Genomic DNA, 15,569 nt, shown 5'->3' with positions numbered 1-15,569 from the left:
AGCGACACGATGACCGCAAGCCCCCTCGACGGCCCTCTGGTCCTGGCGGTGCCCTCGAAGGGCCGCCTGCAGGAGAACGCCGCCGCCTTCTTCGGCCGCGCCGGCCTGACGCTCGCCCAGACCAGCGGCGCCCGCGACTATCGCGGCCGGCTGAAAGGCGTGGACGGGGTCGAGGTGCGCTTCCTCTCGGCCTCCGAGATCGCCGGCCAGCTCGCGAGCGGGGCAGCCCATCTCGGCATCACCGGCGAGGACCTGATCCGCGAGACCCTGCCGGACGCCGCCGGCCAGGTCGAGCTCCTGACGCCGCTCGGCTTCGGCCAGGCCACCGTGGTGGTGGCGGTGCCCCAGGCCTGGATCGACGTGCGCTCGATGAGCGACCTCGACGAGGTGGCGAGCGACATGCGGGTGCGCCATGGCAAGCGCCTGCGCATCGCCACCAAGTACGTCAACCTGACCCGGCGCTTCTTCTACGAGCACGGCATCGCCGATTACCGCATCGTCGAGAGCTTAGGGGCCACGGAAGGCGCGCCCGCCTCCGGCAGCGCCGAGATCATCGTCGACATCACCACCACGGGCGCCACGCTCGCCGCCAACGCGCTGAAGATCCTCGACGACGGGGTGATCCTGCGCTCGGAGGCGAACCTCGTCGCCTCGCTCGCTGCCTCCTGGAGCGAGACCCCGCGCCGCGCCGTGCAGGCGGTGCTCGGCCGCATCAGCGCCGAGGAGCGGGCCCGCACCACCCGCGAGGTCCGGGCCGGGATGCCGGCCTCCGGCGAGATCGACCTCGCGGCGCTGGCCGCCCTGCACGAGGCCGAATTGCCCTACGGGGCCCCGGAAGGACGGGGTGAGATCGTGCTGCGCTGCCCCGCCGACGCAGTGTTCGGCCTCGCCGACGCGCTGGTGCAGGCCGGGGCCCAGGCGGTCAGCGTGCGCCGCATCGACTACGCCTTCGCGGCGGAGAACCCGCTGGTGGAGCGGCTGCTCGGGCGGCTCTGACGGCCTGCTCGCAGCGGGAGGCCGCTCTCCCGCTGCGGATCGGCGGCGTTATACCGCCGCGCCTCCGAACGGACTTGTTCCAAGGCGCTGGCCAAGCCCCAACGGGCGCCGGCGCTGATGCGCCGGACGCCTTCGCATCGACACGTCGAGGCGAAGGCGCGATGGTCTTACTGCGTCAGCCGCAGCTTGCCGATGCTCGCCGCGATCGCGTTGAAGGCCCCGATGAGGCTGCTCGAATCGTTGGCCTGGAAGTACTGGTTCTGTGATGCGCAGGTCTTGAGCAGGTCGATGCCCTGCGAGTCGATCGGATCCGACGAGACGCTGAAGCCGATCGTGTAGATCGCGATGTTGGCCGGATCCGCCTTCGCGTTGGCGCAGGCGAGCTTCGTCAGGGCGTCGAGGGCGGTGCGCGCCTGCGCGCTGGTCGACACGTTCTGGTTCGCGGGCGGGAAGTGGATGTCGGGATCGCTCCCGTCCGCATTGATGAAGTACCCGTTCGAGGAAATCAACGACTTGCTGGAGGAGGAGCCGTTCGCCAGCCACGTGTTCGCGCCATCGGTCATCAGGACGATGATCTTGTTGACGGTGTTGCCACCATAGGCGGCGCCGTCGGCGAAGACGCTCTTGGGGGAGATGGTGCGCCAGCCCCACATCAGCCCTTCGTGAATGTTCGTCGTGCCGCCGGCGACCATGTTATCGATCAGTCCCGTGAGCACGGCCGCGTTTCGCGTCAAGCGCTGCAGCGGCTGGGTCGTGCAACCGAAGTTGGGGCCGTTCGCGCCGAGTTCGCCCAGGCTGCCTGGCCGCGCATTGCGGGGGGCGCTGTACTTGCAGGCGCGGCTCAGCGCCGTCGGGTACCCGTCGGTGCTGGATAGCTTGGGGCAGGTGCCGGTGGTCGTCCCATCGTCGTCGTCGATATAGCTATTGACGCTGTAGTTGCCGTTCCAGACCGCGTAATAGCCGGCCGGCGTCCCCGCGCCGCCCTCATCGGGCGCGAGGTAGGGCATGTAGAGCGAGGCGTTGCCGTTCGTCGCCATGTCGCTCACGTTCTGCGGATAGGGCAGCGACTCGAAGCAGCCGGCCCATTTCCAGCTCGGCACCACCCCTTGCAGCTTCGCGAAGAGGTCGAACCGGCTCTGGAATCCGGCGGCGGCGGTCCCGGAGAAATTCGTCCAGTGATAGGGGGACTTGCCCTGCGTATCGACCCAGCTCGCATTCCTGTACGTGGCGGCATCGACCGCGACCGCGGAGGAGAACGGGACGATCGCGATTCTAGTATCCGCGGCGAAGCTCTTGTTGTTGAGCACGTAGGTGACGAATTGCTTGGCCGCCGAGCGGAGCGCGGAGATCTTCGAGACGCCGTCGTTGCCGGAGTTGCTCATCGATCCGGTATTGTCGAGGACGAGGGCGATCTCGAAGGTCCGCGGCATCGGCGTGGCGCAGCGCGCCTGGGCGCCTGGATTGATGCTGCGCGTGCCGGTGATCCGACCGAAGAACACCGTCGAGAGCTTGTGCGTCGTCAGCGTGATCTGGCGCGGGTTGCTGGTGATCGACAGCGGATCCACCACGAGGCCGTCCGCCCCCATCTGCCCGGTCATGGTCGTGCGGGCGAGCGCGTCGAGGTCGTCGTTCGTCGTGGTCAGCGGCGTCTGGCACAGGAGAAGCGCGGTCGCGTCGGTCGCGGCCTGCAGCTTGGTCTCCATCCGCATCGCCGCGCCGTAATCGATCGCCGCGCCGGCGAAGATCAGCATCGGCAGCAGGAGGACGCTGAACAGGATCGTGAGGTTGCCTCCGCGATCGCCGGGAAAGCCGCGCGCAGGATGCCGGACGCGCCGCCACGCCGCCCGGGCCGCGGCCTCAAGGCGCGGAGCCATCGCAGGCTTTCGGGTTCGTGCCGGGCAGGACGACTTCCGTGAAGGTGTTCGTTCCATAGATCTGGCCGCCTCGAACGGGCCATGGGACACTGGCGGAGAGCGTGATCTCGCTGCTGACGCCGTTGACGAGCTTGACCAGGGCGCCGCCGATCATCGGGGCGTAGGTGCCCTTCACCTCGACGAGGACGTAGCGCATGCCCGGCGTCTGGTAGCCGGGCGGCACGGTCAGGTCCTTGGCGGGACCGAGCGCGCGCGCCGCGGTTCCGGAGGCCGTGGCCGAGCAGACCTGCGGCACGAGCTGGAACTTGGCGGGGTCGACGCCGAGCGCGCTCACGGCGATCTGCACGCCGGAGGCGCCGAACGGGCGCAGCACCCGCGGGGCGACGGCGAGGATGTCGGTCATCGCCGCCGTGGCGAACGGGTTCTGCGAATCGCCCTGGGACACGAGGTCGGCGACGGTCCGGGCGAGCAGCGTGAGCTTGCGCCAGTGGTCGAACGCGCGGGACAGCTCCGACATGCCGGCGAGCAGGGCCAGCATGACCGGCAGCAGCAGGGCGAATTCGGTCATGGCGGTGCCGCGCCGGTCGCGCAGGAAGGCGGATCTCAGCACGCGCCCGCCCCGGTCACCTGGTATGGCTCGGTGCGAAGCACGGCCGTCGCGGTCAGGAGGCCCGATCCGTTGTCGGCGCCGCTGGTGAACTGCCGGGTGACCAGGCCGAGCAGGTTGAAGAAGGCTGGGAACGGGACGGCCGCCGTGACGACGACGATGGTCCCGGGCTTGGCGCAGGCGTAGTTCGTTCCGAAGCTCGTGCTCCAGGAGCCGGTGCTGGTATCGATCGGCTGGACCGGTGCCGCGCCGGCGAACGTGCCCGCCGTCGCCACCTCGATCCTCACCTTGCTGCAGTCGAAGACGGTCACGATGTTGGCCGACGCCGATCCGCACATCGTCGCCCTGAGATTGGCGAGCAGCGTCGGCGCATCGGTCTTCCCGGCATTGGCGAGCTGGAACTGGCCGGTGAGGACCGTCCGGACGCCGTTCTGGACCGCGCGATCGAAGTTCTGGGCGGCCCAGATCTGGAACGCGACCTGGATGATCGCCCCGACGAGGGCGAGGAAGGGCATGGCCACGAGGGCGAACTCGACCGCGGCGCTGCCTCGCCCATCGGCGGCGAGGCAGCGGACCCGTCGCCATGCCCGAGCCGTTCGGCGGCTCTCCCGGAGTCTGCCTGCGAAAAGAGATGCGATCGCGTGTTGCGGCATCCGGATCCACTGCCGTGGTTGCCATGTCTGCTTGGGGACAAATCCAGCCGGTCTCGCTGGGCGATTGAGACAGCGAGCCCTTTCGGCTCGGCATCGATATCCTCTAGGCGGGTACAATTGCCCGCAATTCTAAATGAAACGATAAATTTCCTAGTGATTTTCAGTTGTATGTGAATTATTTATGCAATCTAAAGGCGATTAATCACGCGATGCAATGTATAGGGACCCGACATCGCAAAAGTCCGATTGCCGTCCGCCCCGGATATACGATGCTCCGTGTCAGACCTAGCGGGAGGGGCGCCGGGCCGGACTCCTGCGGCCTTCTACTCCCAGACGCGCCGTGCGCGAGACGGGGGCGATGCGAACACCCGCCCTGCGCCGCGCCAAGCCTGCGCCGCGTCGAGCCTGCGCCGCGTCGAGCCTGCGCCAGCGTCCAACGCGGCTGCCGCCGACTCGCGGCCGGTGGTTCGATCGGGATTGTCGGAGGTGCCGACCGCACGGTCGACGGCCGCGAGGTGCGGACGCGGCGACTCTTCGACCAAGCGGCCGGGCGCCGATCCGCTCCCGGGTTCGGATCCGTCCCGGATGCGTGCCGCCGTATCGGTCTCGGGACGCGATCCGGCCGCTCACGCGCCAGCCGGGCGCATCCGCCGCTGGATCGGGTCTCCGGTGCCTCGCCGGCCGAAGCCGCGCGGCGGAGGAAGCCTACTCCGCCGCCTCGACGAACACCGTCCCGGCCCGCGGAAGGGAGAGCGCGTCCCACACCTCCACCAGCGCCTCGGTCAGCGCCGCGATCTGCGCCTCGCCGTGGAACGGGGAGGGGGTGATGCGCAGGCGCTCGGTGCCGCGGGGCACGGTCGGATAGTTGATCGGCTGGATGTAGATGCCGTGGCGCTCCAGCAGCCGGTCGGCCGCCGCCTTGCAGGCTTCCGCATCGCCCACCATCACCGGCACGATGTGGGTGTCGGTGGCGAGCACCGGCAGGCCGGCGTCGAGAAGCGCCGCCTTGGTGCGGGCGGCCTGGCGCTGGTGCGCCTCGCGCTCGGTGCCGGATTGCTTCAGGTGGCGGATCGACGCGATGGCGGCGGCGGCGATGGCCGGGGGCAGGGCGGTGGTGAAGATGAAGCCGGGGGCATGGCTGCGCACCGCGTCGCAGAGCGCCGCCGAGCCGGTGATGTAGCCGCCGACGCAGCCGAAGCCCTTGGCGAGCGTGCCCTCGATCACGTCGACCCGGTGCATCACCCGGTCGCGCTCGGCGATGCCGGCGCCCCGCGGCCCGTAGAGGCCGACCGCGTGGACCTCGTCGAGGTAGGTCATGGCGCCGTAGCGTTCCGCGAGGTCGCAGATCCTGCCGATCGGCGCCACGTCGCCGTCCATCGAGTAGACGCTCTCGAAGGCGATCAGCTTCGGCCGGTCGCCGGCCGCGATCAGCAGCTCTTCGAGGTGGGCGAGGTCGTTATGGCGAAAGATCTGCTTGTCGCAGCCGGACTGGCGCACGCCCTCGATCATCGAGTTGTGGTTGAAGGCGTCCGACAGGATCAGGCAGTCCGGGATCAGCTTGGCGATCGTCGAGATGCCGGCCTGGTTCGAGACGTAGCCGGAGGTGAAGACGAGGCCCGACTCCTTGCCGTGAAGGTCGGCGAGCTCGCGCTCGAGGTCGACGAGCGGCGAGTTGTTGCCGGCGATGTTGCGGGTGCCGCCGGCGCCGACGCCGCAGCGCCGCGCCGTCTCGGTGAGCGCGCTCACCACGGCCGGGTGCTGGCCCATGCCCAGATAATCGTTCGAGCACCACACGGTGATCTCGCGGGTGGAGGCGTCCGGCCGGCGCCACAGGGCGGTGGGGAAGCGGCCGTTGATGCGCTCGATATCGGCGAAGACGCGGTAGCGGCGCTCGCCGTGCAGGCGCGCGAGGGCGCCGCGGAAGAGGGCCTGGTAGTCGGTCGCGCTCTGACGGGTCTCGGGCCGGGTCTCGGGCATCGTGGTCCTTCGCGGGGCTGGCCGGACGGTCGTCCGGGGCGGGACCGGGCGAGGCCCCGGGGAGGAGCCCGTCCGCGCGGCGGGGCACGGATCACCGATCCACCGCTGGTCGCGCCTTGATCTCGCTCAAATGCGACGGCTTTGTCTTTTGAAAAAGTCGAGGGCGAGACCGGCGTTCTGCCGCCTCCCGCACGGGCACGGAAGCTGGAAATTGGTCATGGCGACGAAGGGTCGCGCGCGATGAGCGGGCAGGGCGAAGGAAGCCGGCAAGGAACCCGAGAGGAGCGGCTGAAGGCGGCGCTCCGGGAGAATCTGCGGCGGCGCAAGGTGCGGGGGCGCGAGGCGGCGGAGCCGGAACCGGAACCGCCCGCGGATCGAAAGGCCGGGGATGAGCGTTGACGCCCAAGCGTAGCGGTTGCATCGCTGCGGTGCAATAAACAGGTTTCGGAACCGAAAGCGCGTCAGTCGGGCGCGGGGAACGCGCCACGTTGCGCGAGGGACGTTGTCACCATGGATCGCATCCACATCGTCGGCGGCCAGCCGCTTCACGGCATCATCCCGATCTCGGGCGCCAAGAACGCGGCCCTGCCGCTGATGATCGCCAGCCTGCTCACCGGCGAGACGCTGGAACTGTCGAACGTGCCCCGGCTCGCCGACGTCGCCTCGCTCCTGCGCATCCTCGGCAATCACGGCGTCGACCACATGGTGGTCGGCAAGCGCCCGGGCCAGACCACCGAGGCCGGCCAGACGATCCGGCTCACCGCCTCGAACGTCATCGACACCACGGCGCCCTACGACCTGGTCTCGACCATGCGGGCGAGCTTCTGGGTGATCGCGCCGCTGCTCGCCCGCTTCGGCGAGGCGCGGGTGTCGCTGCCGGGCGGCTGCGCCATCGGCACGCGCCCGGTCGACCTCCTGCTGATGGCCCTGGAGACGCTCGGCGCCACGATCGAGATCGACGGCGGCTACGCGGTGGCGCGCACGAAGAACGGCCTGCGCGGCGGCGAGATCATTTTTCCGAAGGTCACGGTCGGCGGCACCCACGTCGCCCTGATGGCGGCGGTGCTGGCCCACGGCACCACGGTGATCGAGAACGCCGCCCGCGAGCCGGAGGTGGTGGACCTCGCCGCCTGCCTCTCCCGGATGGGCGCCCGGATCGAGGGCGCCGGCACGCCCCGCATCGTGATCGAGGGCGTGTCGCGCCTCTCGGGCGCCCGCCACGCGGTGCTGCCCGACCGGATCGAGACCGGCACCTACGCCATGGCGGTGGCGATGACCGGCGGCGACGTGACGCTCGAGAACACCCGCGCCGACCTCCTGCACAGCGCCCTCGACATCCTGGCCACCACCGGCACCGAGGTGACGCCGCTCGATCACGGCATCCGGGTGCGGCGCAACGGCCACGGCGTGGCGGCGGTCGACGTCACCACCGATCCGTTCCCGGGCTTCCCGACCGATCTCCAGGCCCAGTTCATGGCCCTGATGACCAAGGCGAAGGGCCAGTCGCGCATCCGCGAGACGATCTTCGAGAACCGCTTCATGCACGTGCAGGAGCTGGCGCGCCTCGGCGCCAGGATCCGGCTCGAGGGCGACGTCGCGGTGGTCGAGGGCGTCGAGCGCCTGAAGGGCGCCCCCGTGATGGCGACCGACCTGCGCGCCTCGGTGTCGCTGGTGATCGCCGGCCTCGCCGCCGAGGGCGAGACCCAGATCAACCGGGTCTACCATCTCGACCGCGGCTTCGAGGCGCTGGAGGCCAAGCTCGTGCGCTGCGGCGCCGAGATCCGGCGCGAGCGGGTGTAATACCGCAGCGCCTTCGAACGGACTCGTTCGAAGGCGCTGGCTAAGCCCGAATGGGCGCCGGCGCTGATGCGCCGGAGTCTTTCGCATCGACGCGTCGATGCGAAAGCGCGATGGTATAACGACCACGCTCGACGGTCCGGCGCCATCCCGGGACGGCGTCGGACCGCCTGCGGATCCGGCTACTTCCGGTACACAGCCACCGCGTTGCCGTCCGTCAGCATGAACACGATCCCGGCCTTCCGGAGCGCCGCGATGGCGGCGCAGCGCGTGCGGGTGGTCAGGGCCTCGCCGTCGTCCTCCAGGCGGCGGACCGAGGAGAGCGACAGGCCGCTGAAGGCGGCGAGATCCTGCATCGACCAGCCGAGCAGGCCCCGGGCGGCGCAGAGATGCCGGCCGCCGATCCCGCTCTCGAATCCCTGCTGCACCGGCTCGTCCATCGCCGCATTCATCGGGCCGTCGAGGCGCGAGGCCATGATGGTCCAGTTCTGGATCGTGCCCCGCTCGTCCCGCATCGGCGCGTAGGCGAAGCGGAAGCGGCCCTGTCCGCCCTCGGCGAGGAGCAGCATCTTGCTCATCGCGAAGGGCCGGCCGGCCTGCAGGAGCGTGCGGACCTGCTCCCGGGCCCGGGCCCGGTCGTCGGGGGCGATCACCCGGCAGCAATCCTCGCGATACTCCTCCTGGGTGAGGCCGGTCAGGGCCAGCACCTCCTGCGACCCGACCCGCTGCGCCGGGTCGTCGATGGCGGCGTGGGTCCAGGACTGGGTCTGCTCGAACAGCGCCCGCCGGCGGCGGCGCTCCTCCGCCTGCAGGGCGACCAGGCGCTCGCGGTCGGTCACGTCCAGCACGCTGCCGGCGGCGGCCCGCGGGCGTCCGTCCGGGTCGTGGTAGACCTCGCCGCGGAAGGACAGGATGCGCAGCGACCCGTCCGGCCGGATCACGCGGACCGTCTGGTCGCGCAGGGTTCCGCCCTGGATCATCTGCGCGGCGGTAGCGAGGTCGAAGCGGTCCTCGGGATGAACCATCGCCAGGAGGTTGGCGTAGCTCGGCCGGACCACGCCCATGTCGAGGCCCAGCAGGCGGTACAGGCCGGGCGACCAGACGTGCTCGTCGGTGGCGAAGGTCCAGCCCCAGCTGCCGGTCAGCCCGCGGCTCTCGAGCAGCCGCAAAAATTCGCGCGAGGAGAAGACGGGCCCGTCCGGTGCGCTGGGAACAGGGATGGACATGCAGCGATCCTGACAGCCGGGTGGTGCCGGACGGAGCTTAGTCAACTCCTAGACAAATCGATGCCTGGATCGAACCAGTCAGCGACGACCCACCGTCGATGCGAGACTGGCGAATACGCTGCATGTCCATTGTCGCCGGGTCAAGCCGCCGCCTCCGCCGGCCGCGTCCGCTCGGCGGCGAGCCGCGTCACCGCCGCGGCATCGACCTTGCCGGAGCCGAGCTGCGGCAGCTTGTCCACCGTCACGATCTCGGCCGGCACCGCCAGCTCGCTCATGCCGCTGGCGCGGGCCTTCGCCTGGAAGGCGCTGCGCGTCGCATCGGCCTGCTCGGTCACCAGCACCAGGCGCTCGCCCTTGCGCGCATCGGGCAGGGCCGCGACGGCGCTGGCGGCATTCGGGTAGAGCTCGGCGGCCAGGGCCTCGATTGCGGCGAGCGAGATCATCTCGCCGCCGACCTTGGCGAAGCGCTTGGCCCGGCCGCGGATGGTGACGAAGCCGTCCGGATCGATCGTCACGATGTCGCCGGTATCGTGCCAGCCTTCCGCCGGCGCCTCCAGCACCCCGGGGTTTTCGGCCCGCAGGTAGCCCAGCATCACATTGGGGCCGCGCACGAACAGGCGCCCGCCCTCGCTCACCCCCGGCACCGGCTCCAGCCGCGCCTCCATGCCGGGCATGATCCGCCCGACCGTGCCGAAGCGGTTGAACATCGGCGTGTTGAGGGCGAGCACCGGCGCCGTCTCGGTGACGCCGTAGCCCTCGAGGATGCGCAGGCCGAACTTTTCCGCGTAGGCCTTGCGGGTCGCCGGCTTCACCGGCTCGGCCCCGGCCAGGATGTAGCGCAGCGACCGGAAATCGTAGGCGTGGGCGGCCCGCGCGTAGCCGGCCAGGAACGTGTCGGTGCCGAACAGGATGGTGCTGTTCGAGCCGTAGACCAGCTCCGGCACCACCCGGTAATGCAGCGGCGAGGGGTAGAGGTAGACCGGCACGCCGGAGACCAGCGGCAGCACCAGCCCGACGGTGAGCCCGAAGGAGTGGAACACCGGCAGGACGTTGAACACCTTGTCGGTGCGGCCGAAATCGATCCGCGCCTGGGCCTGGGCGGCGTTGGCCAGCATGTTGCGGTGGGAGAGCACCACGCCCTTCGGCGTGCCTTCGCTGCCCGAGGTGAACAGGATCGCCGCCGGGTCGTCGGGCTTCCGGGGATGCAGCGCCTGCCGCCAGCCCAGGAGGCCGCGGAGCTTGTCGAGCCGGCCGACCTGCTGGCGGACATCCTCCAGGTAGACGATGGTCAGGCTCCGGCTCAACGCCTCCAGAAGGGTGTCGAGGCGGCCCTTCTGCACGAAGGCCCGGGAGGTGACGATCGTGTCGACCTCCGCCGCCTTGCAGGCGTTGAGGATGTTGGCCGGGCCGGCCGTGAAGTTGATCATCGCCGGCACCCGTCCCGCCGACATCACGCCGAGCACCGTGACGGCGGCGGCGTTGGCGTTCGGCAGCATCACGCCGATGGCCCGGCCCTGCGGCGCGAGCGGCCCGAGCTTGCCCCCCAGCACCCGGGCGCCCATCAGCAGGCGGCGGTAGGTGAGCCTGCCGGAGACCGGATCCTCGACCGCGACGCGGGCCGCGCCCTCGCGCTCGGCCGCCTCGACCACGGCGTCGAACACCGTGCGGTCGATCGGCGCGGTGCGGAAGATCAGGTCCGACATCACGCCGTAGAGCGCCGCCCCCGCGGCCTGCCGGCGGGCCTTGCCCTTGAGCGCCGGATCGACTTCGAGCCGCACCGGCTCCAGCACCGTCACGGTGAATTTCGGCCACCAGCGCCGGCGCACCTGGGCGCGGGACAGGCGCGAGAACACCGTCTGCTCCGGCCCCTCGATCTTCACCGGCACCACCGGCACCCCGGACTTGTCGGCGATGAGGCCGGCGCCGTCATAGACCTTCATCAGGCTGCCGGTGACGGTGAGCCGCCCCTCGGGGAAGATGATCAGCGTCTCGCCCGCCTTGACGGCGTTGATGAGCGTGCGCGTCGCCATCGGCTTCGTCGGGTCGAGGGGGAGCGCCCGGGTCAGCCACAGGAACGGCTTCACCCACCATTTCTGCGCGATGGCGTGGTCGATCGCGAAGGTCGGGTCGCGCTCGGTCAGCGACAGGGCGAGGCCGGCATCCAGGAAGCTGACATGGTTGAGGGCGATGATGGCGTTCGGCCCCGCCTTCTCGACGTTCTCGATCCCGCGCACCTCCAGCCTGTAGAAGGCCCGGAACAGGATCGACAGGAAGTCGCGGAATCCGCTGGTCGGCAACACCGCCAGGATCGCGAGTCCGGCCAGGATGTTGGCGATGCCGACGATCAGGAACTGCCCCGCCGAGGACAGGCCCGCCTTCTGCAGCACCGCCAGGCCGACGGCGCCGAGCACGATGAGGGCGGCGGCGAGCACGTTCGAGGCGGCGATGACGCGGGCGCGGCGCTCCTTCGGGGTCCAGGCCTGGAGCGCGGCGAAGGACGGCACGATGAACAGGCCGGCGGCGGCGGCGAGCAGCACGAAGTCGAGGGCGATCCGGGCGCCGCGCCAGGAACTCAGGAAATCGAGGGCGCCGATCGCGGAGGGGGGCGGCACGCTGGTGGCAGCGACATGGGCCAGATCCAGCGAGACGAGGCCCATGATGAGCGCCGCGATCGGCGTCGGCAGCATCACGATCCGCCCGGCGCAGAGCCAGGAGGCGAGGCCGGAGCCGAGCGCCACGCCGACCGAGAACATCGCGAGGAGCGCCGTCACCACGGTCTCGTCGCCCCCGAAGGTGCCCTTCACGAGCGCCGGCAGCAGGGCCAGCACCACGGCGCCGACGAGCCAGAACCAGCTGGTGATGACGCCGGTGCGCCACAGCCGCGTGTCCTCGTAGAGGTCGCGCATCAGGCTGCCCGTGGAGCGCAGCACGTTGCGGTCGATGGTGAGGGAGGGCGCCGCCTCGCCGGTCTTCGGGATCAGGAGGCTGGCGAGCCAGCACAGGAATGCGAAGCCCATCACCAGGAGCCCGAAGGCGTGGGCGCCGCCATGGGTGACGGCGAGCCCGCCCGCGATGGTGCCGGTGAGGATGGCGAGGAAGGTCGCGGCCTCGATGAGCGCGTTGCCGGCCGGCAGCTCGGCGCGCGCCAGGTGATCGGGCAGGATGCCGTACTTGATCGGCCCGAACAGGGCCGCCACGATCCCGAACAGGATCAGGGCCACGAACAGGACCGGCACCGAGGCGAGCCAGAAGCCGAGCACCGCGACCCCCGCCGCCACGATCTCCCCCGCCTTGAGGCGGCGCGCGATCAACGCCTTGTCGTAGCGGTCGGCGAGTTCGCCGCCGAGGCCCGAGAGCAAGAAGAACGGCGCGATGAAGGCCGCGCCCGCCAAGGTCACCAGGGCCGCCGAGCCGCCATCCGCCCCGCCGCCGACCCCGCCCGCCCCGAACATGATCAGGAACACCAGGGCGTTCTTGAGGAAGTTGTCGTTGAAGGCGGAGAAGAACTGGCACCAGAACAGGGGCGCGAAGCGCCGGCTGGCCATCAGCGATCCGGACATGGAAGGCGTTCCTCGCTCGGTGACGGGTGTGCGGAATGGCCGGGCGCCGCCGCGGCAGGAGACGGATGCTTAGCCGGTAAACCCTAACCGGCTTTGTTGCCGTGGTCTTGTGGCGATCCGATGTCTGGCGATCCGATGTCGAGGAGCGGCCATCCCGGTGGAGACGGGCTACTCCTTGCCCATCTCCATCAGCAGGCGCTCGGCCCGGGCATCCTCGATGCGGTTGACGAGGCGCTTGCCCTCGTGGACGTCCCGCACGGTCTTGACCAGGGTGATGCAGGATTGGACCAGCATCGTCACCCCCATGGCGAGGTAGCCCTTGGTCCAGAGGTCGAGGGGCAGGAACAGGATGCCGCCCGCCACCATGGTGGCGGCGCCGATGAAGGAGGCGTAGGTGAACGCCACCCAGGCGGAGGTGTGCTGCGGGGTCTGCGGGGTCATGGATGGGGTTTCCTCGGGATTCCGATGCGGGTCCGGTGCGCTCAGGCGGCGCTGGTCTCGGCTTGGTGCCGGGCCTCGGCGGCCTTGGCGCGCAGGCGCTCCATCACGCTGCCGGCGCTCGGCCGGGCGCGCGGGCCGAAGCCGGCCTCCTCCAGGCGCTCGCACAGGGATGCGGGCGCCGCCGCCTCGATGATCGCCAGGGCCTCGTCGGAGGCCGCCTCCGCGGCCTGGGCCTCCCGCAGGCGCCGCAGGTTGGCCTGCGCCTCGGCCAGAGCCGCCGGGCTTCCCAGCCCCTGCCCGCGCCGGGCCCGCAGGCGGTGCACCGCCTCCGCCGCCCGGGCGATGCGCTGGCCGCGCTCCAGCTCGGCGAATTGCCGGGTGCCCTTGCGGACCGCCCGGCGCAGGGCCGCGACCTCCGCCCCATAGGCCGCGCGGGTCACTTCCAGGGCCTGCGCCTCCTCCTCCATCTCGGCCAGGGCCTCGGCGGCCTCCTGCGCCAGGTCCTCGCGCCCGCCGGCCAAAGCCGCGACGGCGCTTCCCTCCAGCTCGGCGATCCGGGCGGCGAGGGCCGCCTGCCGTTTCGCGTCGGCGGCCTCCTGCGCGAGGGCGCGCGCCAGCGTCCGGCGGCTGTCGTCGAGGGCGGCGGCCGCGTCGCGCAGCTGCTGCTCCAGGATCAGGAAGGCGTGCCGGTCGTGAAGGTCCTCGGCGGCCCTGGCGGCGGCGCCCCGGACGAGGGTGGAGATCAGGTTGAGCATCATCCGCTCCGTTGGCGTGAACGTTGTTCACAATCGCATCCTTCCACAGCTTTGAACGTTGTTCAAGCGCAAATCTGAACATTGTTCAGCGATCAGTTCAGGGAGAGGCCGGACGCATGCGGAACGAGGAGCGACGGGAGCGGCTGAAGGCGGCCCTGCTCGATGCCGCCGAGCGCACGATCGCGGAGAGCGGCCTCTCGGCGCTGAAGGCCCGCGACCTCGCGAAGGACGTCGGCTGCGCGCTCGGCGCGATCTACACGGTGTTTCCCGATCTCGACGCGCTGATCCTGGCGGTGAACCTGCGCACGCTCGCCCTGTTCGACCGGGCGATCACCGCCGTGCGCATCGAGCCGGAGCCGGAGGGCGCGGCGTCGCCGGCCGAGCGGGACGCGGCGGTGGAGACCCTGGTCCGGCTGGCGGTAGCCTACCTGCACTTCGCCGCAGGCAATCCGGCGCGCTGGCGCGCCCTGTTCCAGCACCGGGTCACGCACGCGCTGCCCGGTTGGTACCTCGTCGAGCAGGTGCGCCTGTTCCGCTACATCGAGGCGCCGCTGCGGGTCCTGCGGCCGGACCTCGCGGAGGGGGAGCGGGCGCTGCTCGCCCGTTCGCTGTTCTCCGCCACCCACGGCCTCGTCAGCCTCGGCCTCGACGAGAAGCTGATGGTGCTGAGCGAGCCGGTCCTGCGCGGGCAGATCGAGATCGTGGTGGGGGCGCTGGGGCGGGGATTGGCGGGGGAGTGAGGCGGGCCATCCATCCCGCGAACCGGCCGGATAGGCACGATTGTCCGCTTCGGAGGGTCATCCCGGGGCTCGCCGACGGCGAGAGCCCGGGATCCAGAAACTCTGATCGTCCAGGAGAAGCGGAGCGCCGTCCTGGTTCCTTTTCCCCTGGTGTCTGGATTCCGGGCTCCGGTTTCACAGCCCCGGAACGACCCCGCGGATATCAGGATCGCCGCGTCGATCGACGGTGCCGCTGTCCTACCACGGCACCGTCTCGCCCCGATAATCCAGGTACGCGCAGCCCCGCTGCCCGAGCCGCCCCTCCACCACCTCCGCCATCCCCTCGGCGCTGGTGGCGACGTCGATGTCGGCCTCCGGGCCGCCCATGTCGGTGCGCACCCAGCCCGGATGCATCAGCACCGTGCCGAAGGGCGCGTCGCGGTGGCGGGCGGAGAAGGAGCGGGCGAGGGTGTTGAGGGCGGCCTTGCTCGCCCGGTAGCTCTCCCAGGTGCCGCCCTCGTTGAGCGAGACGCTGCCGAGGATCGAGCTCATCAGCACCATCAGGCCGCCGGGGGCGATCCGGTCGGCGAAGGCCTCGGCGAAGCGGATCGGGCTCACCGCGTTGGTCTCGTAGACCTTGAGCGCCGTCGCCCGGTCGCCCTGCGGCAGCGGCACATGGGCGCCGTCGGCGATGCCCGCCACCACGAACACCACGTCGAAGCTTCTCTCCACGAGGTCGTCGTGCAGGCGCGCCACGCCCGCGTCGTCGTCGATGTCGACCCGCCGGATCTCGGGCGCGACGGGGCTCAGGGCGGCGAGCGCCGGCGCCTCGCCCCGGGCGGTGGCGGTGACGGCCCAGCCGCGGGCGAGGAAGGCCCGTACGAGCCCGAGCCCCAACCCCCGCGAGGCCCCGACGATCAGCACGCTGCGGTCCTGCTTGGCCATGACGGCGTTCTCCGTGTCG

General features: G+C 70.7%; 12 protein-coding genes. 3 read left to right on the top strand and 9 right to left on the bottom strand.

The features are described from left to right. Window positions 1-9 precede the first annotated feature (9 nt). Window positions 10-996 (top strand): ATP phosphoribosyltransferase, encoded by a 987-nt coding sequence (gene hisG / locus DA075_RS16380; protein WP_099956633.1) that lies wholly within the window; start codon window positions 10-12, stop codon window positions 994-996. A gap of 167 nt (window positions 997-1,163) precedes the next feature. Here the strand turns inward: hisG and DA075_RS16375 are convergent, their stop codons facing one another. The 4 genes from DA075_RS16375 to hemA all read right to left on the bottom strand — a co-directional run bounded on the left by DA075_RS16375 (window position 1,164) and on the right by hemA (window position 6,107). Beyond that, on the bottom strand, window positions 1,164-2,870 hold the full coding sequence (locus tag DA075_RS16375) for a TadE/TadG family type IV pilus assembly protein (protein WP_099954136.1): 1,707 nt from the start codon (window positions 2,868-2,870) through the stop codon (window positions 1,164-1,166). Next, entirely contained in the window at window positions 2,854-3,480 is a 627-nt protein-coding gene (locus tag DA075_RS16370; protein ID WP_244936152.1) for a TadE/TadG family type IV pilus assembly protein, read from the bottom strand. Before DA075_RS16370 ends, DA075_RS16375 begins: the two co-directional genes overlap by 17 nt. Continuing rightward, the gene (locus tag DA075_RS16365) at window positions 3,474-4,130 is read right to left on the bottom strand and encodes a TadE/TadG family type IV pilus assembly protein (protein WP_099954135.1); all 657 of its coding nucleotides are present in this window, start codon (window positions 4,128-4,130) and stop codon (window positions 3,474-3,476) included. Before DA075_RS16365 ends, DA075_RS16370 begins: the two co-directional genes overlap by 7 nt. Window positions 4,131-4,835: 705 nt before the next feature. Then, window positions 4,836-6,107 (bottom strand): 5-aminolevulinate synthase, encoded by a 1,272-nt coding sequence (gene hemA / locus DA075_RS16360; protein ID WP_099954134.1) that lies wholly within the window; start codon window positions 6,105-6,107, stop codon window positions 4,836-4,838. 510 nt (window positions 6,108-6,617) lie between these two features. On the opposite strand from hemA, the gene murA reads away from it, so the two are divergent. Further along, entirely contained in the window at window positions 6,618-7,907 is a 1,290-nt protein-coding gene (murA, locus tag DA075_RS16355) for a UDP-N-acetylglucosamine 1-carboxyvinyltransferase (protein ID WP_099954133.1), read from the top strand. 179 nt (window positions 7,908-8,086) lie between these two features. On the opposite strand, the gene DA075_RS16350 is transcribed toward murA, so the two are convergent. From DA075_RS16350 to DA075_RS16335, 4 genes are all read right to left on the bottom strand, one after another. Beyond that, entirely contained in the window at window positions 8,087-9,130 is a 1,044-nt protein-coding gene (locus tag DA075_RS16350) for a PAS domain-containing protein (RefSeq protein ID WP_099954132.1), read from the bottom strand. Window positions 9,131-9,270: 140 nt separating this feature from the next. Then, window positions 9,271-12,690: an acyl-[ACP]--phospholipid O-acyltransferase gene (locus DA075_RS16345; protein WP_099954131.1), complete on the bottom strand. Its 3,420-nt coding sequence runs from the start codon at window positions 12,688-12,690 to the stop codon at window positions 9,271-9,273. A gap of 168 nt (window positions 12,691-12,858) precedes the next feature. After that, complete coding sequence (locus DA075_RS16340) at window positions 12,859-13,131, bottom strand: YiaA/YiaB family inner membrane protein (RefSeq protein WP_099954130.1); 273 nt, start codon at window positions 13,129-13,131, stop codon at window positions 12,859-12,861. 41 nt (window positions 13,132-13,172) lie between these two features. Continuing rightward, entirely contained in the window at window positions 13,173-13,886 is a 714-nt protein-coding gene (locus DA075_RS16335; RefSeq protein WP_099956631.1) for a PspA/IM30 family protein, read from the bottom strand. Window positions 13,887-14,002: 116 nt separating this feature from the next. Here DA075_RS16335 and DA075_RS16330 point away from each other — a divergent pair, with 116 nt between their 5' ends. Beyond that, complete coding sequence (locus DA075_RS16330; RefSeq protein WP_099954129.1) at window positions 14,003-14,626, top strand: TetR/AcrR family transcriptional regulator; 624 nt, start codon at window positions 14,003-14,005, stop codon at window positions 14,624-14,626. A 237-nt stretch (window positions 14,627-14,863) separates the two neighbouring features. On the opposite strand, the gene DA075_RS16325 is transcribed toward DA075_RS16330, so the two are convergent. Beyond that, window positions 14,864-15,550: an SDR family NAD(P)-dependent oxidoreductase gene (locus tag DA075_RS16325; protein ID WP_099954128.1), complete on the bottom strand. Its 687-nt coding sequence runs from the start codon at window positions 15,548-15,550 to the stop codon at window positions 14,864-14,866. Window positions 15,551-15,569 lie beyond the last annotated feature (19 nt).

Origin of the sequence: Methylobacterium currus (genome assembly GCF_003058325.1) — a bacterium.
GTDB lineage: Bacteria > Pseudomonadota > Alphaproteobacteria > Rhizobiales > Beijerinckiaceae > Methylobacterium > Methylobacterium currus.
Note: the sequence above shows the minus strand (reverse complement) of the source record. Positions and strands in the feature narration are given on the sequence as shown.